Origin of the sequence: Massilimicrobiota sp. An105 (genome assembly GCF_002161155.1) — a bacterium.
Lineage (GTDB): Bacteria > Bacillota_I > Bacilli_A > Erysipelotrichales > Coprobacillaceae > Allocoprobacillus > Allocoprobacillus merdigallinarum.
Window position 1 is genome coordinate 1 of sequence record NZ_NFLY01000028.1, and the last position, 23,662, is coordinate 23,662.

A 23,662-nucleotide genomic window follows, 5' to 3' on the forward strand; every position below is an offset into this window, starting at 1 on the left:
GATCAATCTGACTCAGTCGCTCTTATCTCAAAGATAAAGCATAAACAAAACACAGGGATACCCATAATGTACAGATAAATAAGACCATCAGGGGTGGAATTTTGCTTTGCAAAAAAAAACAGAAAATTTGACCCTGGCTTTACTATACTCTCAAAAACAAGTCAAATTGCTTCTTACAAGTTCATTTTAAGACCTGATGTGTCAAAAATCAATATCTGAAGGTGATTTTTATAATACAAAAAATCACTTTGCAATTTGAAATTCAACTCCCACAAGAAGAGTTGAATTTAAATATACAAAGTGGAATTTAGTTTTTCATTTCACCTTTTTAAGAAATTTTGATAGAATGAAAATGGTGATGAAATGAAAACTTTAATGATAGATGAAAATTATGAAAACCAAAGAATAGATAAATATTTAAAGAAATTATTATGTCAGGCACCGCCACAGCTGATTTATAAAATGTTAAGAAAAAAAGATGTGAAAGTTAATGGTGTCAGGGTGAAAGAAAACTATATTTTAAAAAAAGGGGATCAGGTAGAATTATTTTTATATGAAGATCGCTTTTTAGAGCTCACAAAACCTCAAAGTATCTTTGATTTACCAATGACTTTTGATGTTTTATATGAAGATGACAATGTATTGATTGTCAATAAACCAGCTGGCTTGCTGGTTCATGAAGATATTCATGAAGATGTCAATACATTATCAAATCAGGTTTTAACTTATTTACATCAAAAAGGAGAATATGATCCTCAACAGACATTAGGATTTACTCCTGGACCAGTCCATCGTCTCGACCGCAATACCAGTGGCATTGTCATTTTTGGAAAAACGATGCGTGCTTTGCAGGATTTAAATGAGATGATGAAAAAACGTCATTGCATTGACAAGACATATCTGACAATCTGTAAAGGCTATATGCCTAGTGGTGAGTTGATTGGATATATGAAAAAAGATAGTGATCGCTCACTTGCAAGAATGGTATCACCTTCAACTGAAGGGGCTTTAAAGATGCATACGCTTGTTGAAAACATTAAATCTAATCAAAAATATTCTTTATTGAAAGTTAAAATCATTACAGGAAGAACCCATCAGATTCGTCTGCATTTATCAAGTGTTGGACATCCAGTGATTGGAGATAGTAAATATGGAGATTTTGAATTGAATCGTTATTTGAAAAAGACTTATCATTTTCAAAATCAATTTTTACATGCCTATTCCATCTGTTTTGTTAAACCGATAGGTTCTTTAAAATACTTACAGGATCATGTCATAACATGTCCATTACCACAAAACTTAGAAGTTTTGAAAAATGCATTGTTTCATGAAAAGAATCTATGAAAACAGTTGATTTTATTGTATAATAAATATAAATCAAGGAAGGAGAACTAAGATGAAATATTATATTGGGATTGATTTAGGTGGAACAAACGTACGTACTCTTTTGGTTGATGAAAATGGACAATCATATAGTGAAGTCAAAGATGCAACAGAAAGAGAAAATGGACCAGATTATGTTTGTTCAAAAATTATAAGACAAATTGAAAGTTTAGATTATTCAATTTGTGGTGGTATCAATAATGTTCAGGGGATTGGAATTGGTGTTCCTGGACCTGTAGATACTGAACGTGGTGTCATGATTATGGCAACAAATTTACCTGGATTTGAAAATTATCCTATTTGTGAAAAGCTTTCAAGTCGTTTTAACTTACCTGTATTTATTGATAATGATGCTAATGTTGCTGGATTAGCAGAAGCTTTATTAGGTGCTGGTAAAGGAAAACCAACATGTTATTATGTGACAATTTCAACTGGAATTGGTGGAGCTTTTGTTGTGAATGGTCAACTTGTTTCTGGTGGAAGAGGACATGCTGGAGAAGTTGGAAATATTATTGTGAAAAACAACGGATATAAATTCGGTGGTTTAAACCCTGGAGCTGTAGAAGGTGAAGCTAGTGGTACAGCTATTACACGTAAAGGAAAAGAAATCTTAGGTGAAGATCGTGTCAATCATGCTGGAGATGTTTTCAGATTAGCTGATGAAGGTGATATCAAAGCAAAAGGTATCGTTGATGAATGTGTCAGTGAACTTGCTACTATGTTAGCAGATATTGCTCATACTGTTGATCCACATTGTTTTGTATTAGGTGGAGGGGTTATGAAATCTAAAAAATACTTCTATGATCAACTTGTTGAACAATTCAATGCGAAAATTCATATTGGTATGAGAGGACATATCCCTATTTTAGAAAGAGAATTAGAAGATTGTGGTGCTATTGGTGCAGCCATGCTTCCAATGTCAAAATTAAAATAATGGTAATATGACAACTGATATAGAGTGAGATGCTCTTTATCAGTTTTATTTTTATATGAGTATTCCATTATTTTTACTTTATAATTGTTGAAGAAAATGATAGAATATGCAAGAAGGAGGCGTCTATGAAACAAAGAGTTGTATTAGGTTTAAGTGGTGGTGTAGATAGTGCAGTTGCAGCTTATGTTTTAAAGCAACAAGGTTATGAAGTTATTGGCGTTTTTATGCGTAACTGGGATTCATCATTAAATAATGATATTTTAGGAAATCCGACAAATGACGATGATATCTGTCCACAGGAAAAAGATTATAATGATGCAAAAAAAGTCGCTGAGCATTTAGGAATAGAATTAAGACGTGTTGATTTTATTAAGGAATATTGGGATCATGTTTTTACATATTTTTTAGAAGAATATGCTAAAGGGAGAACGCCTAATCCTGATATTTTATGCAATAAACATATTAAATTTAAAGCTTTTTTAGATTATGCCAAATCTATTGAGGCCGATTATATTGCGACAGGACATTATGCACGTGTGGAACATCATGATGGACAAGATTCTATCATGTTAAGAGGCATTGATTCTAATAAAGATCAGACATATTTTTTATGTCAGTTAAATCAATCTCAACTACAGTCTTCATTATTTCCAATTGGAAATATGACCAAACCAGAAGTCAGACAATTGGCAGAAGATTTAAACTTGCCAGTGGCTCATAAAAAAGACAGTACAGGAATCTGTTTTATTGGAGAAAGAGATTTTAGAGAGTTCTTGAAAAATTATATTCCAGCCAAAGCTGGAAAGATGGTAGATATTGAAACTGGTCAAGTTGTCGGTGAACATCAAGGCATTATGTATTATACAATTGGACAACGTAAAGGTTTAGGTATTGGTGGTCCAGGTGATGCCTGGTTTGTTGCGGGTAAAAAGTATGATGATAATATTTTATATGTGTGCCAAGGTGATCAGAATCAATGGTTAATGAGCGAAGGTGCTTTAATTACGGATGTCAATTGGATTGGTAGTCAAAAACCATCGGGAGAATATGATTGCACAGCCAAATTTAGATATCGTCAAAAAGATAATGAAGTTTCGATTCGTTTTGTTGATGAAACAACACTTTATGTGACATTCAAACAACCTGTCAAAGCTGTAACGCCTGGTCAGGAAGCAGTCTTTTATCAGGGTGATGTCTGTCTTGGTGGAGGAACGATTGATAAAGTGTATAAAGATGATAAGGAGATTACATACTTATAATGTTAGAATACACGGGAATTATTAAACGTATTAGGTTTTATAGTGAGGATACAAAGTTTATTGTCTGTCTGATTGATAGTGAACAGGAAGATAAACCAATTCTAGCAACGGGTTATATGAGTTATGTAAATCTACAGGATAAATATCATTTTCAGGGTAATTATGTGATTCATCCTAAATATGGGAAACAATTTCAGATTCAATCTTATGAGATTGTTTTAGCGAATGAGGAAAGTGAAATCATTCGCTATTTATCTAGTTCTTTATTTAAAGGGATTGGTGAAAAACAGGCCAGTGCTATTGTGGAAGCTTTAGGTCAAGATGCATTAAGTAAGATTAAAGAAGATAAGCATGTTTTAGATCATGTTCGTGGTATGAATGAAACCAAACGTGAAACGATTGCGAGTGTGTTAAATTCCCAGGATTTCGATCAGGAAGTTTTGATGTTTTTCATGGGGCATGGTATTTCAACACGTCATCTGGCTTTAATTCAAGCTGTCTATCAGGAAAAAACATTGGATATCTTACAGAATAATCCTTATCAGTTAATTGATGATATTGATGGAATTGGTTTTAAAACAGCAGATGATCTGGCATTGAAAATAGGTGTTGATCAACATGATCATCATCGTATTCAGGCAGCTATTGTTTATGCGTTAAAAGAAGCCTGTTTTCAAGATGGAAGTACATATCATAACTTTGAGGCTATCGTGAAAAGATTTCATCGCTATATTCCTCAAATTTATGATGAAAGTTTTGAAACAGCTTTGCAGGATGTTCTTGAACAACGTAAAATTATTCAGGAAGATGATCGTTATTATCCTTATGATTTATATCAAAGTGAAATACAAATATCAAAAATCTTTCAAAAATGGCTTCATGCGCCTTTGTATGAATATGATCAGCAGGAAATTGATACCATTATTGCAGATTTAGAAACAGAGTTATCTATTCAATATGATCATTTTCAAAAAGAAGCGATGACACTCTTTTTAAAACAGTCAGCCATGATTATTACAGGTGGGCCAGGAACTGGAAAAACAACGATTGTCAATGCTATGATTAAAATCTATCAGCGTTTAAATCCTGATCAAAAATTAGCTGTTGTTGCACCAACTGGTAGAGCAGCTAAACGTTTGACTGAAGTGACAGGAGTGGAAGCTTGTACCATTCATCGTTTATTGAAATGGGATTTACATACAAATACTTTTGCGATTAATGAGAAAAATCCATTAGATGTGGATTTATTGATCATTGATGAGTTTTCAATGGTCGATTCTTTATTGTTTTCACATCTTTTGTTAGCTTGTCAAAAAGTCAGTCAAATTCTTTTGATTGGAGATGATCAGCAATTGCCATCTGTGGCACCTGGTCGTGTTTTAAATGATCTCATCAGTTGTCAGCGTATCCCAACCATTGCTTTACATCATATATATCGTCAATCCAAAGAAAGTGGTATTGTTCAATTAGCCCATAGTATTCGCAATAATCAATATGATGAAACTTTATTTTCAAAGTATCAGGATATTCATTTTCAAACATGTGCCGCCTATGATGTTGTCAAGTATGTACGTGTATTAGTCACAAAAGCATTAGAAGATGGCTATGATGTGCATGATATACAAGTTTTAGCACCAATGTATAATGGTGTTGCTGGTATTGATGCTTTAAATGATTGTCTACAGGAATTATTTAATCCTCAAGATGGATTTAAAAATGAACTGCGTGTGGGTAAACGTTTATTTAGAGAAGGCGATAAGATTTTACAGTTAAAAAATCGTATTGAAGATAATGTTTTTAATGGCGATATAGGAACATTGGTAGAAATCTGTTATAAAGATAATTTTGAATATTTATCAGATATGATGATTGTTGATTTTGATGGAACTATTGTTGAATATACGCCACAGGAATTTTATACATTGACACATGCTTATTGCATGAGTGTACATAAATCACAGGGAAATGAATTTAAAATTGTCATTATGCCTGTTTTAAAAGACTATTATATTATGTTGAAAAAGAATCTGATTTATACAGGATTAACACGAGCAAAACAATCTTTATGGTTTTTAGGAAATCATCAGGCTTTTCAATATGGAATTAGTCGAGAACAAGATGATCGAAGGAAAACGACATTGATTTCAAGAATGAACGAAACTCCTGAAATTTCTTTGTATGATTTTGAATAATCAGGACATACTAAGATTGTACTTTTAAAGGAGTGAATAATCATGTCAAAATTAGCTGTTGCTTTTTTCTCGGCAGGAATTGTTGCTGCGGCAATGATTATGATGAGTGATATGCCATGTGCCGATAACATCGAACATACTGTTCATAAAGCCAAAAAAGCGATTAAGGAACAACTTTAAGAAGTACAAAAGGACTCATTGTAGTCCTTTTCTTGTCGTGGAGGTTGAAATGAAAAGAAACAATATCGCACGTTCTCTCATCATTTTTTGTATTTGTGCTATTTTACTTTATTATGTTTATACTTTATTTCGTATAGGATCATTATTGATTTATATTTTTCAATTGATTTTTCCTGTTATTATTGCATTGTTTTTTCATTTTCTTATTGATCCCCTGATTGATTATTTTACCAGTGATCGCCTTTCTAGAAAAGTTGTTGTAACACACTTATATTTATCTTTTTCATTGTTTTTTATTTTAAGCTGTTATTTTTTAATCCCTTATTTATTAGATCAGTGTCTTATTTTTTATCATCGTATCTGTGATAGTCAGATTATGGTTAATCCTATTTTTTCTACTTTTATTCGTTTTTTAGAAGAATATCAGGTCATTGATTATTTTATAGATATGTTTAATGGTTGGACACAGACAGTCATTTACTGGGTTGGAAATATTTTTATAGCATTAGGCATTTCATTTTATTTATCTTATGATAATCTTCATTTAATTGAAAAAGCCATTGTCTATCTTCCTTTTGAAAAACAAGGTATCTGTATGCAGACATTAAAAAAATTAAAACTCACAACATATCAGTTTATGAAATCAATGATTTTAGATTTTTTCTTCTTCTTTTTGATGTGCTTTATTCCTTTCTTTTTTATAAATCAGAATTTTGCAGTTTGGATTGCATTATTTTTATCACTTACAAATCTCATTCCTTATGTAGGACCTTATATTGGTGGCATACCAGTTGTTATTTATGAATTCTTTATTGACCAGCATCTTGGTTATGCATCTCTTATTGTGATTATGGTTTTGCAATATTTAGAATCTTCTTATTTACAACCTTATTTATTTTCTAAAGGCATTCATTTACATCCTATTCTTCTTTTAATAGCATTGACTTTCTTTGGAGATTTTTTTGGTCTGATTGGTATGATTTTTTCGCCACTATTATTGTCTTATGTCGTTTTTATTGGAGAACTTTTCAAGAATTTACGTATTGGTGATGATATTAAGAGAATTATGCAGCATGAAAACCGATAAAGATTTTACAAATTTTTTCTTTGTTATCATATATGATAATAAAGGGGTGTGAAGCCATGACGATTTCTCATTATTTAGGACTGTTAGGAGGATTGGCATTATTTCTGTTTGGCATGGAACTGTTATCAGAAGGATTAACAGAAGGACTGGGAGAAAGATTAGAAATCTTTTTATTAAAACTGACCAATCATAAGTGGAAAGCTATTGGTGTAGGGACTTTGTTGACATGCCTGATTCAAAGTTCATCTGCTATGAGTGTTATTCTCATTGGATTTTTAAATGCTCATATTATGTCATTGAAAAGAGCTATCTGGGTTATGATGGGAGCTAATATTGGGACAACTATAACAGGACAGATGATTGCTTTAGATATTGGCATGTTTGCGCCATTGTTAGCCTTTGTAGGCGTATGTTTATATCTGATAAGTCATGGCATTAAGCATTTATGTGGACAAGTGATGATGGCTTTAGGACTATTATTTATGGGACTTGAAATGATGGCTCAATCCATGTTACCCCTACAACACTCATCCACATTTGTGAATGTTTTAATGCATATTCAAAATCCAATATGGGGTGTTTGTATCGGTATGTTGTTTACAGCTTTAATTCAAAGTTCATCAGCATCTATTGGTATTTTACAAATTCTCGCTTCTAAACAGTTGATTTCTTTTCATCAGGCTGTTTATCTGATTCTAGGTTTTGATTTAGGAACGTGTATAACAGGTTTTCTTGCTTCTTTAAAAGGATCACGCAATGGAAAACGTCTAGCATTGTTTCATTTTCTTTTTAATGTTGTAGGAGCTATCAGTTTTTTAATTATCTCACAGATGATTCCTCTCGTTGATTGGATTGCAGGATGGACACCATTATCACCCCTCCATCAAATAGCCAATATGCATACATTTTATAATATGATGACAACATTCATTGTCTTGCTATGTGAACCTTATCTGATTCAGACTATTCAATGGATTTACCCATATCACCATAAAAAATAAAAAGAAAGTAGGGATGATAGTGAGAAAAGTCATTTTGTATATTGCAATGAGTTTAGATGGATATATCACCGATCAACATGGACGTATAGATTGGTTACATGGTGACAATCCTACAGATGAAAAAACAGAAAGTTATCATCATTTATTAAAACATGTTGATAGTGTCATTATGAGTGAAACAGCTTTTCGTATGATAGAAGAGAAAATCAACCAATATTGGATTCGTCAAGGATTAAAGATTTATGTTTTATCATCTTTGACTCAGTTATCATCAGATCATGTCATTTTCACATCTGAAGATATTTGTTCATTAGTTCAAAAAATAAAACAGGAATCTGGAAAAGATATTTGGATTTGTGGTGGTCAACAATTGATTACACCTTTAATTCAGGCTAATATGATTGATGAATATCATATTTCTATGATTCCAACATGAATTGGAAAAGGAACACGCTTATTTGAAGATTTTGATCAGGAAAAAAGATTATCTTTGATAAAAACTTATGTTTATAATGGTATTGTTGATATTGAATATCAGAAGAAGTATTGATTTTTGATAATAAATTGGATATAATATCAAAGTCAAATCGTTGAAGAAGAAAAGTATTTATAAGTGATCTTGAAGAGAGGGAATGGCTGGTGAAAATTCCTGGATACTTGTAAAGAAAGCTACCTTCTAAGAGTGATGCAAACATCAACGTAAATCGGCGTTAACGATCAAAGAGCATAATGAGTATTCATTATGAATGAGGATGGTACCGCGATGATAGTCGTTCCTTTTCAGGAATGACTTTTTTTATTAAAAGGAGGAAAATCATGAAACAATTAACAGGTAATCAGGTTAGACAAATGTTTTTGGATTTTTTCAAATCAAAAGGACATATGATTGAACCAGGAGCATCATTAATCCCACATAATGATCCAACATTATTATGGATCAATGCAGGGGTTGCAGCATTAAAAAAATATTTTGATGGAACTGAAAAGCCAGCATGTAATCGTATTGCGAATGCACAAAAATCAATTCGTACAAATGATATTGAAAATGTTGGGAAAACAGCAAGACACCATACTTTCTTTGAAATGTTAGGAAACTTCTCAATTGGAGATTACTTTAAGGCAGAAGCTATTCCTTTTGCATGGGAGTTTTTAACAAGTCCTGAATGGATTGGTTTTGATAAGGATAAACTTTATATCAGCGTTTATACTGATGATGAAGAAGCTTATCGTATCTGGACAGAAGTTTGTCATGTTGATCCAAGTCATATTTTAAAAACAGATGATAATTTCTGGGAAATTGGTGAAGGTCCAGGAGGACCAGATTCAGAAATTTTCTATGATCGTGGAGAAAAATATGATCCAGAAGGATTAGGAGAAAAATTATTCTTTGATGAAATGGAAAATGATCGTTACATTGAAGTATGGAATGTTGTCTTTTCACAATATGACTGCAATCCAGCTATTGATCGTAAAGAATATAAAGAATTACCACAAAAAAATATTGATACAGGAATGGGATTAGAAAGATTAGTCAGCATTATTCAAGAGGGAGAAACAAACTTTGATACTGATTTATTCTTACCAATTATCCATGCGACTGAAAAGCTTGCAAAGGTTCCATATCAAGAAAATAAAATGGCTTATCGTGTGATTGCCGATCATATTCGTACTGTGACTTTTGCATTAAGCGATGGTGCATTATTTGATAATGCTGGACGTGGTTATGTGTTAAGAAGAATTTTAAGACGTGCAGTACGTTATGGTAAAAAGATTGGTATTGATCATTCATTTATGTATGAACTTGTTGGTGTGGTTGCGGATATCATGAAAGATTTCTATGATTATCTACCTGCTAAAGTAGAATATGTGAGTGGTTTAGTTAAAAAAGAAGAAGAAGCTTTTCATAAGACATTATCTAATGGAGAAAAACTATTAAATCAGATGTTACAAAAAAGCCAAAATCATTTATTAAATGGTCAAGATGCTTTTAAATTATATGATACATATGGTTTCCCATTAGAATTAACTGTGGAAATTGCTGAAGAGTCTGGTTTTGAAGTGGATGAAGAAGGTTTCAAAGCAGAAATGAAAGCACAACAGGAACGTGCACGTAATGCTCGTGGTGATTTAGAATCTATGTCATCACAAAAACCTGATTTAATGGCGTTTGATGCCCCATCTACATTCATTTATAATCCAACACCAATTCAGGCGAAAGTCATTGCGACATTCCAAGAGGGTGTGAAATGTGATGTGATTGATAGCCAAGGCGAAATCATTTTAGATCAGACAACTTTCTATGCTGAAATGGGTGGACAATGTGCTGATACAGGAATGATGTCTAATGATTCTACAGAAATTGAAGTTAAAGATGTTCATAAAGCACCTCATCAACAACATTTACACATAGTTAACGTTAAAAAAGGTGAAATTCGTGTGGGAGATGTATTAACTCTTTATGTTGATACAAGAAAACGTGCATTTATTACTCATAATCATACAGCAACACATCTTTTACAAAAAGCTTTAAAGAATGTATTAGGAGAACATGTTTCACAGGCTGGATCATATGTAGATGATCAAAGATTACGTTTTGACTTTACTCATCCTCAAAAAATGACTTTAGAACAATTACAACAAGTTGAAGATCAGGTTAACGAACAAATCTTCAATGGATTGAATGTTGATATTCAGTTAATGAGTAAAGATGATGCAATGCAATCAGGCGCTATGGCTTTATTTGATGAAAAATATGGTGATGAAGTGCGTGTTGTCAGCGTTGGTGATTATTCTAAGGAATTATGTGGTGGATGTCATGTTTCTAATAGTATTGAAATTGGAATCTTTAAAATTGTCAGTGAAGAAAGTGTAGGTTCTGGTGTAAGACGTATTGAAGCTGTTACATCATTACAGGCTTATCAGGCATTTAAAAATAGTGAAACACTTTTAAATCAAGTTCAAGACTTATTAAAGATTAAAAATAAGAATGAAACAATTGAAAAAGTTACACATTTCATTGAAGAAACTAATGAAATCAAAAAAGAAAGAGATCAATATTTAGATCAGATCAATGCTTTATCTGCAAAGGAACAATCTAAAAATATTGTTGATTTAAACGGTGTACAATTCTTATATGTTCAAGAATCTAAAGAAGTTGCTTTAGCTAAACAAATGGCTTTTGACCTTCGTGATCAGTTACAGCATGGTTTTGTGATTATGGTCAATGAATATGAAGGTAAGATATCTTATTTTGTAGGATTAACAAAATCTATGGTTCAAGCTGGATATAAAGCAGGAGAGATGATCAAGACAATCAATCAGGTGACTGCTGGTCGTGGTGGTGGAAAACCAGACTTTGCTCAAGGAGGATGTGCTGATTGCTCACATATGGATGAAGCTATCTCACAAATCAAAGCGCAATTCTAAGTTTTACTAGCAATTTGCAATGATTTAGTGTAATATAGATTATATAGATGGGAGGTCGTATAAATGGGAAAAGATTTTACTCAAACACGTCTATTTAATTCTGAAGAAATTAAAAGAGAAGTTATCCATTCTCATTTAATGACAGTTGCTAATGCTTTAGATGAAAGAGGATATAATGCAGTTCATCAAATTGCAGGATACTTGATTTCTAATGATCCTGCATATATTTCAAGTCATAAAGGGGCTCGTTCAATTATTCAACAGATTGATCGTGATGAAATTATTGAAGAACTTGTTAAATTTTATTTGGAGTCTAAATAGTGGAAAAAATATTAGGATTAGATTTAGGTTCGAGAACTTGCGGCATTGCGATGAGTGATGCTCTTGGTATGCTTGCCCATGGTGTAGAAACCTATCGTTTTGAAGAAAATAACTATAAGGATGCTGCCAAACATATTCAACAGATTGTTGAAGAACATCATATTCATACAATTGTGCTTGGTTTACCCAAACATATGAATGGGGATTTAGGGGAAAGAGCACAAATTTCAATGGCTTTTAAACAGAGGCTGGAAAAGATGATGGATGTCGAGGTTGTTTTGGTTGATGAAAGATTAACAACTGTTATGGCACAGAATCAATTGATTTTTGCTGATGTTTCACGCAAAAAAAGAAAAAAAGTTATTGATAAAATGGCAGCTGTACAAATTTTACAAGGATACTTAGATGGTCAAAGGAGATAGTCATGGACGTTAATAAAATACAAGTCATTGATGATGACGGTAATGAATTAGAATTTGATGTACTCTTTACTTTTGATAGTGAAGATACAGGGAAAAAATATGTTTTATACTATGATGCAAATGATGAGGATGCTCAAGTCTATTCATCTATTTATGATGATGAAGGGAATTTATATCCAATTGAAACACCTGATGAATGGGATATGATTGAAGAAGTCTTCAATAGTTTTATGGTTGAAGATGAAGAAGATGAGAACTCTCAAGACATGGATTAGTATCAGGAGGTAACGAAAGTTACCTTTCTTTATTAAGGAGGATAAAAATGGGATTGTTTTTTAAGAAACGAAAAGTAAAGCCAATTTTTGTAGGAAGTTATGGTAATGATTTAACTAGAGGAATTTATGTTTTTCATATAGATATTGATAATGGTGAGATTTTAAAAAAGAAATTTTATAAATCATTAGCGAATCCAATAGCCATTTCTAAACGTGAACGTTTTATCTATGTATGTTATAAAAATAATACAGGGAGACCAACTGATGGTGGTTTATGGCAATATGCTTCAATGGATCTACAATTTGGTTTAGCTGGTAAATCAACAGATCATGGAAAGACATATGTAGACAGTTATGTTAATGAAGATCGTACATATGCCTATGCTGTGGATTACTATAACAGTGAAGTTGTTGTGATTCCAATATTGAAACAAAAAATTGTCAAAGTTGTACAAACAATTAAACATCAGGGAAGTAGCGTAGATGAGAAACGTCAAAATGAAGCCCATCCTTGTTTTATTGATGCTACACCTGATCAAAAATGGATAGTTGTTTGTGATTTAGGAACAGATGAAATTGTTCTTTATGATATTGGTGAAAAAGGAAGACTTCAGCGTAATGATGAATTAACATTTAAAGTGAAACCTGGTTCAGGACCAAAGAAAATTATTTTTTCACCAGATGGACAATTTGCATATGTTCTAAGTGAATTAACAAGTGAAATTCATGTTTATCGTTATGAAGATGGAGTATTTACTTTTGTTCAGACAGTCAAGACTTACCCAACAGATGAATATATTGGTCAAAATACTGCTGGTGATATTCTCATTAATGAAAAAGGTGATTACTTATTTGTATCAAACTGTGGACATGACTCTGTGACAACTTTTGAAGTGGATCTGGATACAGGAATGTTGACAGCTGTAGATAACACTGATACAGATGAAAAACCTGTAAGTATGATTCTTGTGATTGATAAATATATTGTTGTGGCTTCTCAAAAAGGTGGTTCAATTGAATCGTTTGAAGTCAGACGTGGTGAATCAAAAGGTGTTCTTTTTGAAACACATTTTAGTTATATGGTGAGTGAGCCTGTTTGCTTAATTGAAGGAAGAGGTGTATAAGAGCATTTTATGCTCTTTTTTTATCTATGATGATAAAAAAAGAAGGAAAGTTGATAAATCCTGTCAAATAACCTATAATAAATAAATGATGGAGGATATTTTATGAAGAATAAAAAAATCATTTATATTGTTGGTGGCATCATTATTGCTTGTATGATTGGTATAATTGTTTTCTATAATTGGGGTATTTCTGCATCTTCATCAAAAGATGAAGAAGTGATTGTAACCATTGAACAAGGTTCAACAGCTTCACAGATGCTTAATACTTTAGAAGATGCTGGACTTGTGAACAATAAATTATGTGGTCAGATTTTTCTCAAATTAAATCACTATGATCGTTTACAGGCCAATACATATGTACTCAATAAAAATATGTCATTATCTGAGATTTTCTCTATTATTGAAAATCCAGACTTTAAGTATATATTGTCGTCTAAATTGACAATTAAGGAAGGAACAACGATTCCAGAAGTTGCTGAAAGTTTTGCTGAAATTTTAAATATATCTGCTGATGAAGTGATTAAGCAGTGGGATGATCAGGAATATTTACAGTCATTAACTGAAGAATACTGGTTTTTAGATGAAAGTATTTTAGATAAAGATATTTTATATCCATTGGAAGGTTATCTCTATCCTGAAACTTATTATATTACAGAACAGGAACCTGATTTAAAAAGTATGACAAAACTCGCATTAGATATGATGGATGAGCGTTTATCTGAATATAAGGATGATATTGAAAAATTAGGTTGGACACCACATCAGTTTTTAACATTTGCTTCTATTGTAGAAAGAGAATCATTATTTGATGAAGATCGTCCTAAAATTGCAGGTGTTTTTATCAATCGTTTAAATAAAGATATGTTATTACAAAGTGACATTACAGTGAATTATGCATGGCAAAGAACCGGTGTTGATGTGAGTGTTTCACATACACAAATTGACTCTCGATATAATACATATAAATATACTGGATTACCAGTAGGACCTATTAGTACAATCTCTAAAGTCACAATAGAAGCATGTATTCAATATGAACATCATGATTACTATTACTTCTTTGCAAAAGAAGATGGTACAGTGATTTATAGTCGTACTTATAAGGAACACCAGAAAATAGTAGAGGAGAATAAATGGTATTAATATGATGACATTAGAAGAATTAGAACAGGATGCATTAAAAAGAAATATACCAGTTATGCAAAAAGAGGGAATCCTCTTTTTGATTGAACAACTTCAAGAAAGAAAAGCAACATCATGTCTGGAAATAGGTTCTGCTATTGGTTATTCAGCGATGATGATGACAACACATGTTGAACATTTATGTGTAGAAACCATTGAACTTGATGAACAGCGTTATTTAGAAGCTGTAAGGCATATTCATGAACATGGATTAGAAAAAAGAATTACAATTCATCATGATGATGCTTTAACTTTTCAAACAGATAAACTTCAATTTGCTCCTTATGATTGTTTGTTTATCGATGCTGCTAAGGCTCAGTATCAGAAGTTTTTTGAAAAATATGTTCCTTTTGTGAAAAAAAATGGAATCATTATTGTTGATAATTTAGATTTTCATGGTATGATTTTTGATATTGATCATATTAAAAATCGTAATACACGACAGTTAGTTAAAAAAATCAAAAGATTCAAGGACTGGATTTTTCAACATGATGCATATGATGTTGAATATTATGCAGTTGGTGATGGAATCTGTGTAATTCGAAGAAAGGATGAACAATGAAATTAATAATATCACTCAATCGTAAAGAAAGACTTTATGACTATGTATCTATGGGTATTGATTGTTTTATATTAGGTGGCCAATATTCTTTCTATGCTCCCTCATATTTTTCATTAGATGATATATCTCAAATGGTGAAACAATACCCACAGTGCTCATTTTATGTGGCAGTGAATGCTTTATATGATGAACATGAAATTGAAGCAGTTGAAGCTTATATAGATGCTTTATCAAAGATGGTAATACATGGCATTTTATTCCAAGATTTTGGTGTTTTACAGATTGTGAAAAATAAGGGGTATCACTTTGATATGATGTATGCACCAGAAACATTAAATACCAATGCTATGACATTAAATGTCTTAAAGCAACAAGGTGTGACAAGTGCTCAACTGGCACGTGTCATTCCATTAGAAGAGCAGTTATCAATTCATCAGCAAGTTCATATGCCATTGATGCTACAAGTTCATGGTGTAGAATATATTGCAGCGAGTAAACGTGCTTTATTGACAAATTATCAGGAAGCATCAGGATTGGCTTTTGATCATAAGAGTCAGACACGTTTAACTATTCAACCACGAAATTCAGATTATGTTTTTCATATTTATGAAAATGAAAGAGGAACACATATTTTTTCAAAGACAAGATTATATATGTTAGATTTATTGAATCAAATTCAAAGTTTTGAATATTTATACATTGAAACTCTGATGATGAGTGATGAAGAGGCTATTGAAGTTGCTTCGTTATATAGTGATGCTTTAAAGAGCTTTGAAAAACAGACTTATGATAGAGATGTCAAAGCTTATATGCAACTTCTTTATCAGTTAAAAACACCTATTGATCGTGGCTTTTTATTTGACCAGACAGTTTATAAATTAGAAGATGTAAGGAAGATGGATCATGAGAAAAATCAGTCAAATCATTAATGGAAAAAGAAAAATTATAAAAAAGCCAGAGTTGCTTGCGCCAGCAGGAAACTTAGAAAAATTAAAGGTGGCTATTATGTATGGGGCTGATGCTGTATTTGTAGGTGGAAAAGAATTTTCGTTACGTTCTCAGGCTTCAAACTTTTCGTTAGAAGATATTCAAGAAGGTGTAGAATTTGCGAAAAAGTATGGAGCGCATATTCATGTCACTTGTAATATTATTTTACATCAGGATAATTTAGAGGGATTAAAAGATTATTTAAAAAAATTAGATGAGATAGGGGTAACAGCTATTATTGTGGCAGACCCATATATCATGAAAATAGCTAAAGATATGAAACTTGGTTTGGAAGTTCATGTGTCTACACAGCTTTCGACTTTAAATAGTCAGGCGATTTCTTTTTATCAGAATATGGGAATGGATCGTGTTGTCTTAGGGCGTGAAGTGACGTATGATGATTTAAAACGTATTATGGATAAAGTTGATGTGGATATAGAATATTTTATTCATGGAGCCATGTGTATCCATTATTCAGGAAGATGTATGCTTTCTAATTATTTAAGTCGACGTGATGCCAATCGTGGCGGTTGTTCACAGTCTTGTCGCTGGTATTATGACTTGTATCAGGATGGTGAATTGGTTAATCAGGAAAATGATATGCCATTTAGTATGTCCAGCAAAGATATGTCACTTGTAGCACATATTGGAGAGCTTATTGAGCTGGGAGTAGATTCATTTAAGATTGAAGGAAGAATGAAATCAGTTCATTATATTGCGACAGTCGTATCGACTTACCGTAAATTAATAGATACCTATTGTGAAGATCCTGATCATTTCCAACAAAGTGATTATTTTGAAAAAGAATTGTTGAAAGCAGCCAATCGTGCTTTCTGTCATGGTTTTTATTATGAACATCCTACTGTCAATGAACAGTTGTTTAATATGCGTGATGAACATCCAACACAGGAATTTGTTATGCGTATTGTAGATTATGATAAAGAAACAAAGCTGGCTAAGATTGAACAGAGAAACTATTTTAAACTCGGTGATCAGATTGAAGTTTTCTCACCTCATCATGATAATCTTTGCTTTATTGTCAAAAAACTTTATAATGAAGATATGGAAGAGATTGATGTAGCTAATCATCCAATGGAAATTCTTTATGTAGAAATACCTTATCAGGTTTTAAGCAATGATATGGGAAGAAAGGTGAGAAATGTATGAGAGAGCAAGCCGTTATTATTGGAATAGCAGGAGGAAGTGCATCGGGGAAGACGTCTATCGCAAAGCAGCTTTATGATTATTTTAAAGGACATCACAAAGTCAAAATTATCAGACAAGATGACTATTATAAAGATCAGAGTCATCTCACTTTTGAACAACGTGTAAAAACAAATTATGATCATCCACTGGCTTTTGATACAGATTTATTAGTCATGCATTTAAAGAAGTTGAAGAATAAAGAACGTATAGAAAAACCAACATATGATTATACTTTACATACACGTAGTCAAGTCACAGAAGTGATTGAAGGTCGCGATGTTATTATTTTGGAAGGAATCTTTGTTTTGGCTGAACCGACTGTAAGGGAACTTTGTGATATTTTGGTTTATGTAGATACTGATAGTGATATTCGCTTTATTCGACGTTTAAGACGTGATATTGAAGAAAGAGGAAGAAGTTTGGACTCAGTATGTCAACAGTATTTAAAGACTGTTAGACCAATGCATGAACAGTTTATAGAGCCATCTAAAAAATATGCACATATTATCATTCCAGAGGGTGGAAGTAATCATGTTGCTGTTGATTTATTGATGACAAAGATTAAAAGTATTGTCGATGAATAATGAAAATTTACATGAGAAATGCTAGTATTTTCAAGGTATTTATGTTATAGTATAGTCTGCGAGGTGAATAGATATGGATCATGATGCAGTTTTATTAACCCAAAGTGGGGTTGAAAAATTAAAACAGGAAAAAGAACAATTAATTAATGTTGAAAGACCAAAAGTTATTGAAGAGTTGCAATTAGCACGTTCTCAAGGTGACTTGTCAGAAAATGCTGATTATGATGCGGCTAGAGATAAACAGGCACATATTGAAGCGAGAATCAAAGAAATTGATCAAATGTTACTACATGTGCAAATTATTGATGAATCACAATTAGATAGCACAGTTGCGAAACCTGGTGCTACTGTTACAATTTTAGATTTATCTGAAGCAGATGCTCAAGAAGAAACTTTTACAATTGTTGGGACATTTGAAACAGATCCATTAAATGGTAAAATTTCAAATGAATCACCTCTAGCAAAAGCTATTCTTGATCATGGTATCAATGAAATTGTTTCAGTCGGGGTGGCTGAACCATATGAAGTCAAAATTTTAAAGATTGAATATATGGCTTAGATGATGTACTGACATCATCTTTTTTTATCTCAATAAAAAAAGATGGTTATCCCATCTCGTCCGATTTATTTTGTTCAATCATTTCCATAGCATTTTGGAATACGTTTTTACCATTCATTGTTCCATAATCACGCATAGAAATATCCATAACTGGTATATCTGGTAAAGCTTTTTGTAATTGTTTTTTAATATATTTCACTTGTGGAGCTAATAAAATGATATTGGCATCTGTAGCCTGATGAACATCATGAACTCCAACAGCTCTTATATCAACACGAATTCCTTGGTAATCCGCTTCTCTTTTCATTTTTTCTACCAATAAGCTTGTTGACATGGCAGCTGCACAGCATAAGACAATATGTATCATTGACAACCCCTCACTTTCAATTTTTCATATTTCTTTCTTATATTATAGGGGAATTTAATAAAAAATCCAATAATTTTATAGTGAAACGTTTGTATGTTTGTTATTTTTATGAAAATAGTATATAATAATTATGGCAAAGAAGTAGGTGGTGATCATATGCAAGAAAGTCGTCAATTTAATCGAACAGTGTTAACATTGTGGGTTGTCTTTTTAATCATTGTTGTTGTTGTCAACGGCATCTATGCTTTTATTCTTCCTATGAGTACACTGGAACTTTATTTGGGACCATTAAATTTCTTTAATATTGCTGCAGCAACATTGTTTGTAGGAGTATTAGAAGATTCTATGGTTAATGATTTAAAGAAAAATACAGCGTTGGCTTGTTTAGTACGTATACCTTATGTCATATTAATAGTAGTAGCAGTATTCTTTTCATGCTTATTATTATTTTAAAAAGGAACTGTCCTGAAGTGAATCTTTATGATTGAATTTGGATTCATTTCAGATAAGTTCCTTTTTTTATGCAATCGTACGTGTTTTGATTTCTTTAAAAAAGCCAATCAATAAAAATATGCATGACTTGAAAATCAAATGAACATATTGAATATCATCAAGATGAAGGCATAAGCTTATTAAAAAATACAAGAGAGAAAAGAATAAACAGTGTTTCATGCGATGATCAGGTAAATGTGATGTCAAATATAGTGCTGCTACAATAAGTGTCATATAAGCGAATACTTGCAGAATGATTTGAATAAATAAATGATTGATTTGCATGAAATAAGATAAAACGGAAAGAATAAGAGAGATAAGTATAAAAGGAATAAGAAAAATTAAACATGTATAAATATAAGTACGTAGTGTTTGTTTCATAGTTTCCTCCTAATATACTGTATGCAAAGGAGTTTTCTTTTATGAAATATATAGAAATCTTTATAGAAAGTTTTGGAACGTATATTTTACTTGTCTTGATGATTCGTTTTTTAGGTAAAAAAGAAATGAGTAAACTCAGTGTTTCAGATTTAATTGTATTTTTAATTATTAGTGAATTGATGACAATTTCAATTGGAAATGAAAATGTTAACTTTTTACAGGCAGCACTTGCAGTTTTAGTCATTGTTTTTATGGATAAGCTATTTACGCTGATTTCATTAAAGAGTCCATTTTTTAAAAAGATGGTAGAAGGACATCCAACCTTTATTGTCTTTCAAGGAAAACTGAATCAAAAGAAAATGGCTTCATTAAAATATAGTGTTGATGATCTTTGTCATCATTTAAGAGAGCAGGGGATTGGCTCTTTATCAGAAGTTGACTTTGCAGTGTTAGAAACAGATGGTCAGTTATCTGTGATTGAAACGAAAAACAGTGAAGTGAAAGCACCAGCAGCCATTATTAGTGATGGTCAAATTAATTATGAAATCTTGCAGTTAATGAATCGTGATGAAAATTGGTTGATTAAAAAGTTAAAAGAAGCTGGAATTCATGATTATCATGAGGTTTTTTATTGTGTTGTTGAAAAAGAACGTTTATTTGTCATTAAAAAAAGGCTAGATAACTAGCCTAATAACATTCTATCATTGACAAATTCTTCACCAATGGCTTCTTCAAATTTCTTAAGTAAATCATTCACAGTTAATTGTTTTTTCTCTTCACCTTGAACATCATAAATAATACGACCATCATACATCATAATGAGACGATTTCCAATATCTATGGCATCTTTCATATTATGTGTAACCATCATGGCAGTTAAATGTTGCTCAGTCACGATCTGTTTTGTCAGAGTTAAAACTTTTGTACTGGTAGCAGGATCTAATGCTGCTGTATGCTCATCCAGTAATAACAGCTTAGGTTTATTGAGCGTAGCCATTAAAAGTGTTAAGGCTTGACGCTGTCCACCTGATAATAAGCCGACTTTCGTTGTTAAACGGTCTTCTAAGCCTAACCCTAAGGCTTTAACAATTTCATAGTATTCTTCTTTTTCTTTTTTTGTTACACCCCAGTGTAAACTACGTTTTTGACCACGACGTGCAGCCATCGCCAGATTTTCAATAATTTGCATATCAGAAGCCGTACCCATCATAGGATCTTGAAAAACACGCCCAATGAATTTGGCACGCTGATATTCAGGCGATAAAGATATATCTTGACCATCTAAAGTCATGATTCCACAATCAATAGGATAAACCCCAGCAATAAGGTTTAAAAGGGTACTTTTCCCGGCACCATTGCCACCTATCACAGTCACAAAATCTCCCTGTTTGAGTTCTAAATCTAGTTTGTTAATGACACATTTTTCATTTGGAGTTCCAACATGGAAAGATTTAGAAACTTTTTCTAATTTAAGCATGATTTTCAAATTCCTTTCCTGTTAATTTTTTATACATTGTTAAACGTTTCTTTTTATCAATAATGACAGGAACAGTCAGTGCAATGGCAACAATCAAAGCAGTTAAAAGCTTTAAATCATCTGTATTTAATCCCATCTGTAAAACAATTGCTACAATCATACGATAGATAATAGAACCCACAACAATAGATGTTAAACGTAATTTAAAACCAGCTTTTTTACCAAAAATCACTTCACCAATGACAATGGAAGCCAAACCAATGACAATGGCACCTGTTCCCATTTTGACATCAGCTACACTTTGTTGTTGAGTGACCAAAGCACCACTCAAAGCGACAAGTCCATTACTTAACATTAAACCAAAAAGTTTCATCGTATCAGTATTGACACCATTGGCTCTCACCATATTTTCATTATTTCCAGTTGCTCTTAAACATGAACCAAATTCGGTTCCTAAAAACCAGTAAATACCAGCCACGACAATGAAACTAAAGACAAGACCGATACAGATTGTAATCCATTGTGATGTTAATGGAATGACATTAGCTAAATCTTTAAAAAGCGTCGAAGACTGTAATAATGGAATATTACTTTTTCCCATGATTCTTAAATTAATAGAATAGAGTGCAAGCTGTGTTAATATCCCAGCTAAAATGGCAGGCATTTGACATTTGGTATGCAAAAATCCTGTTATGAATCCTGCTAAAAAACCAGCCAGTGTTGCCAAAATGATAGCAACTAAGGGATGTACACCAGCGACCAGTGCAACAGCACAAACGGCTCCTCCGGTCGCAAAACTGCCATCAACTGATAAATCAGCAATATCTAAAATGCGAAAAGTTAAATAAATGCCTAGAGCCATAATTCCCCATAAAATACCTTGACCAATGGCTCCCTGTAAAGATAATAATATCGCCATAATTATTCTCCAATCATAGTTGCATTCAGTTCAGTAGGAATATCAATACCTAATTGAGAAGCAACTTTTTGATTAATAAAATATTGACAGTCTTTTCCTTCAACAAAAGTGACAGGTGTTTCTTCTACTTGAGCTTCACCATTAAGAATAGCTAAAGCCTGTTTTCCAGCATTTTGACCAACAGTATAGTAATCTAAACTCAAAGTTGCAAGACCACCATTTTCACACATACTTTCTTCACCAACGATCACTGGCAGATTGTTTTCATTTGTCACTTGTGCAACAGTTGCCATATTAGAAGCAAGAAGATTGTCAGTTGGAATATAAACAGCATCATAATGACTAATCATAGATTGTGCAACCTGTTGAATAGCACTCGAATCATTAGATACAGTCACTTCACTGGCTTCTAGTCCTAAATCTTTTGCAGCCTGTAAAGCAATTTCTCCTTGATATACGGAGTTTGCTTCATCGCTACAATAGAAAATTGCGATTTTCTTAGCATCAGGAACCAATGTCTTTAAGAGTTCTAATTGTTCCTTGATTGGATTTAAATCACTGGCTCCAGTGACATTTGTTTCTGGTTTTTCATTAGATTTGACAACACCAGCTGTTTCAAAATCAGTAACAGCAGCTCCTACAATAGGAATATCAGTTGTTTTATTAGCAGCAGCCTGTAAGGCATCAGTTGCGATAGCATAAATCAAGTCATCACCATCATTGACAAATTTTTCAGCAATTGTCTGGCAGTTGGAAGGATCACCACTGGCATTTTGAAAATCAATATTTTCTTCTTTGACACCGGCTTCGATTAAAGTATCTTTAAATCCTTCATATGCTTTATCTAGTGCAGGATGTTGTGCAAACTGTATAGCCCCAATCTTGACTTCAGATAATTCTTTTGTTCCAGTTGTTTCACTGGCACATCCTGTTAAAAGCAACCCCATTGTCAATAATAATACAGATAGTTTTTTGATCATATTTTATTCCTCCTCATTTTTAAGATTATAAAACAAAAAAACCCGTCCCAAGAGGGCGAGTGAACGCGGTACCACCTCAATTTATTATAATCTCACAATTATAACCTTTATAAGTTGAATAACTTTACATAAATAACGTTATGTCCCCGATTACCCCTTATCAAAGTAATAGCTCCGTGGTGTATTCAAAATTTCTTTTCGTATGATTCGCACCAGCCATCATATCTCTTATGTCACAGAAATTTTTACTTCGTCACATCATTGCTTTTTGTTTTATATATCATTTATCATAAATAAATGAAAATTGTTTGTCAATCATTTTTTTAAAAATAAAATAAAAATAAGTATTTAACGAATTATTT

Annotated in this window: 26 protein-coding genes and 2 other annotated features; of the genes, 21 read left to right on the forward strand and 5 right to left on the reverse strand. The window is 32.4% G+C overall.

All coding sequences use genetic code 11. The annotated features are described in order from the left end of the window. Nucleotides 1–363 precede the first annotated feature (363 nt). The 19 genes from B5E48_RS08590 to greA all read left to right on the forward strand — a co-directional run bounded on the left by B5E48_RS08590 (nt 364) and on the right by greA (nt 18,684). Nucleotides 364–1,344 carry an RluA family pseudouridine synthase gene (locus B5E48_RS08590; protein WP_087304773.1) on the forward strand — a complete coding sequence of 327 codons (981 nt, stop codon included), beginning with the start codon at nt 364–366 and terminating at the stop codon, nt 1,342–1,344. A 52-nt stretch (nt 1,345–1,396) separates the two neighbouring features. Next, nucleotides 1,397–2,317, forward strand: coding sequence for an ROK family protein (locus B5E48_RS08595; protein WP_087243138.1), 921 nt, complete (start codon nt 1,397–1,399; stop codon nt 2,315–2,317). Nucleotides 2,318–2,442: 125 nt separating this feature from the next. Beyond that, complete coding sequence (gene mnmA, locus B5E48_RS08600; protein WP_087304774.1) at nt 2,443–3,576, forward strand: tRNA 2-thiouridine(34) synthase MnmA; 1,134 nt, start codon at nt 2,443–2,445, stop codon at nt 3,574–3,576. Next, nucleotides 3,576–5,768: an SF1B family DNA helicase RecD2 gene (recD2, locus tag B5E48_RS08605; RefSeq protein ID WP_087304775.1), complete on the forward strand. Its 2,193-nt coding sequence runs from the start codon at nt 3,576–3,578 to the stop codon at nt 5,766–5,768. The genes mnmA and recD2 overlap by 1 nt, the downstream gene beginning before the upstream one ends. Before the next feature lie 42 nt (nt 5,769–5,810). Next, nucleotides 5,811–5,948, forward strand: coding sequence for a hypothetical protein (locus B5E48_RS13615; protein WP_158093958.1), 138 nt, complete (start codon nt 5,811–5,813; stop codon nt 5,946–5,948). Nucleotides 5,949–5,997: 49 nt separating this feature from the next. Continuing rightward, nucleotides 5,998–7,035: an AI-2E family transporter gene (locus B5E48_RS08610; RefSeq protein WP_087304776.1), complete on the forward strand. Its 1,038-nt coding sequence runs from the start codon at nt 5,998–6,000 to the stop codon at nt 7,033–7,035. Between the two features lie 56 nt (nt 7,036–7,091). Next, complete coding sequence (locus B5E48_RS08615; protein ID WP_087304777.1) at nt 7,092–8,036, forward strand: Na/Pi cotransporter family protein; 945 nt, start codon at nt 7,092–7,094, stop codon at nt 8,034–8,036. 19 nt (nt 8,037–8,055) lie between these two features. Then, the gene (locus B5E48_RS08620) at nt 8,056–8,472 is read left to right on the forward strand and encodes a dihydrofolate reductase family protein (RefSeq protein WP_158097276.1); all 417 of its coding nucleotides are present in this window, start codon (nt 8,056–8,058) and stop codon (nt 8,470–8,472) included. A gap of 145 nt (nt 8,473–8,617) precedes the next feature. Further along, nucleotides 8,618–8,817: a binding site (T-box leader), on the forward strand. A 35-nt stretch (nt 8,818–8,852) separates the two neighbouring features. Further along, nucleotides 8,853–11,462, forward strand: coding sequence for an alanine--tRNA ligase (gene alaS / locus B5E48_RS08625; protein WP_087304779.1), 2,610 nt, complete (start codon nt 8,853–8,855; stop codon nt 11,460–11,462). 63 nt (nt 11,463–11,525) lie between these two features. Further along, nucleotides 11,526–11,783 carry an IreB family regulatory phosphoprotein gene (locus tag B5E48_RS08630; RefSeq protein WP_087243145.1) on the forward strand — a complete coding sequence of 86 codons (258 nt, stop codon included), beginning with the start codon at nt 11,526–11,528 and terminating at the stop codon, nt 11,781–11,783. Next, nucleotides 11,783–12,205, forward strand: coding sequence for a Holliday junction resolvase RuvX (ruvX, locus tag B5E48_RS08635; RefSeq protein WP_087243146.1), 423 nt, complete (start codon nt 11,783–11,785; stop codon nt 12,203–12,205). Before B5E48_RS08630 ends, ruvX begins: the two co-directional genes overlap by 1 nt. A gap of 2 nt (nt 12,206–12,207) precedes the next feature. Further along, a complete protein-coding gene (locus tag B5E48_RS08640) occupies nt 12,208–12,480 on the forward strand; it encodes a DUF1292 domain-containing protein (RefSeq protein WP_087243147.1) in 273 nt (90 codons plus the stop codon). A gap of 47 nt (nt 12,481–12,527) precedes the next feature. Then, the gene (locus B5E48_RS08645; protein WP_087304780.1) at nt 12,528–13,604 is read left to right on the forward strand and encodes a lactonase family protein; all 1,077 of its coding nucleotides are present in this window, start codon (nt 12,528–12,530) and stop codon (nt 13,602–13,604) included. Nucleotides 13,605–13,706: 102 nt separating this feature from the next. Then, nucleotides 13,707–14,747 (forward strand): endolytic transglycosylase MltG, encoded by a 1,041-nt coding sequence (gene mltG, locus B5E48_RS08650; protein WP_087304781.1) that lies wholly within the window; start codon nt 13,707–13,709, stop codon nt 14,745–14,747. 1 nt (nt 14,748) lies between these two features. Beyond that, the gene (locus B5E48_RS08655) at nt 14,749–15,348 is read left to right on the forward strand and encodes an O-methyltransferase (RefSeq protein WP_087243150.1); all 600 of its coding nucleotides are present in this window, start codon (nt 14,749–14,751) and stop codon (nt 15,346–15,348) included. Further along, nucleotides 15,345–16,277 (forward strand): peptidase U32 family protein, encoded by a 933-nt coding sequence (locus tag B5E48_RS08660; RefSeq protein ID WP_087304782.1) that lies wholly within the window; start codon nt 15,345–15,347, stop codon nt 16,275–16,277. Before B5E48_RS08655 ends, B5E48_RS08660 begins: the two co-directional genes overlap by 4 nt. Further along, on the forward strand, nt 16,252–17,502 hold the full coding sequence (locus B5E48_RS08665; protein ID WP_087304783.1) for a peptidase U32 family protein: 1,251 nt from the start codon (nt 16,252–16,254) through the stop codon (nt 17,500–17,502). Before B5E48_RS08660 ends, B5E48_RS08665 begins: the two co-directional genes overlap by 26 nt. Next, nucleotides 17,499–18,125 carry a uridine kinase gene (gene udk, locus B5E48_RS08670; RefSeq protein WP_087243153.1) on the forward strand — a complete coding sequence of 209 codons (627 nt, stop codon included), beginning with the start codon at nt 17,499–17,501 and terminating at the stop codon, nt 18,123–18,125. The genes B5E48_RS08665 and udk overlap by 4 nt, the downstream gene beginning before the upstream one ends. A 73-nt stretch (nt 18,126–18,198) precedes the next feature. After that, nucleotides 18,199–18,684, forward strand: a complete 486-nt coding sequence (gene greA, locus B5E48_RS08675) for a transcription elongation factor GreA (RefSeq protein WP_087297165.1) — start codon at nt 18,199–18,201, stop codon at nt 18,682–18,684. Nucleotides 18,685–18,730: 46 nt separating this feature from the next. Here the strand turns inward: greA and B5E48_RS08680 are convergent, their stop codons facing one another. Beyond that, nucleotides 18,731–19,051: a PTS sugar transporter subunit IIB gene (locus B5E48_RS08680; RefSeq protein ID WP_087243155.1), complete on the reverse strand. Its 321-nt coding sequence runs from the start codon at nt 19,049–19,051 to the stop codon at nt 18,731–18,733. Nucleotides 19,052–19,207: 156 nt separating this feature from the next. Between B5E48_RS08680 and B5E48_RS08685 the strand changes: the two genes are divergently transcribed. Then, a complete protein-coding gene (locus tag B5E48_RS08685; protein WP_087297163.1) occupies nt 19,208–19,504 on the forward strand; it encodes a hypothetical protein in 297 nt (98 codons plus the stop codon). A 66-nt stretch (nt 19,505–19,570) separates the two neighbouring features. Here the strand turns inward: B5E48_RS08685 and B5E48_RS08690 are convergent, their stop codons facing one another. Beyond that, the gene (locus B5E48_RS08690; protein WP_087304784.1) at nt 19,571–19,924 is read right to left on the reverse strand and encodes a DUF3792 domain-containing protein; all 354 of its coding nucleotides are present in this window, start codon (nt 19,922–19,924) and stop codon (nt 19,571–19,573) included. Between the two features lie 41 nt (nt 19,925–19,965). On the opposite strand from B5E48_RS08690, the gene B5E48_RS08695 reads away from it, so the two are divergent. Further along, nucleotides 19,966–20,610: a DUF421 domain-containing protein gene (locus tag B5E48_RS08695; RefSeq protein ID WP_087243158.1), complete on the forward strand. Its 645-nt coding sequence runs from the start codon at nt 19,966–19,968 to the stop codon at nt 20,608–20,610. Here B5E48_RS08695 and B5E48_RS08700 read toward each other — a convergent pair. Genes B5E48_RS08700 through B5E48_RS08710 form a run of 3 tightly spaced genes read right to left on the reverse strand, consistent with a single transcriptional unit; the run spans nt 20,607 to nt 23,300 of the window. Continuing rightward, a complete protein-coding gene (locus B5E48_RS08700; RefSeq protein WP_087243159.1) occupies nt 20,607–21,401 on the reverse strand; it encodes an ABC transporter ATP-binding protein in 795 nt (264 codons plus the stop codon). The two genes, B5E48_RS08695 and B5E48_RS08700, sit on opposite strands and share 4 nt — an antisense overlap. Next, complete coding sequence (locus tag B5E48_RS08705) at nt 21,394–22,320, reverse strand: ABC transporter permease (RefSeq protein ID WP_087304785.1); 927 nt, start codon at nt 22,318–22,320, stop codon at nt 21,394–21,396. Before B5E48_RS08705 ends, B5E48_RS08700 begins: the two co-directional genes overlap by 8 nt. Before the next feature lie 2 nt (nt 22,321–22,322). Then, entirely contained in the window at nt 22,323–23,300 is a 978-nt protein-coding gene (locus B5E48_RS08710) for an ABC transporter substrate-binding protein (RefSeq protein ID WP_241146954.1), read from the reverse strand. 48 nt (nt 23,301–23,348) lie between these two features. Beyond that, nucleotides 23,349–23,571, reverse strand: a binding site (T-box leader). Nucleotides 23,572–23,662 lie beyond the last annotated feature (91 nt).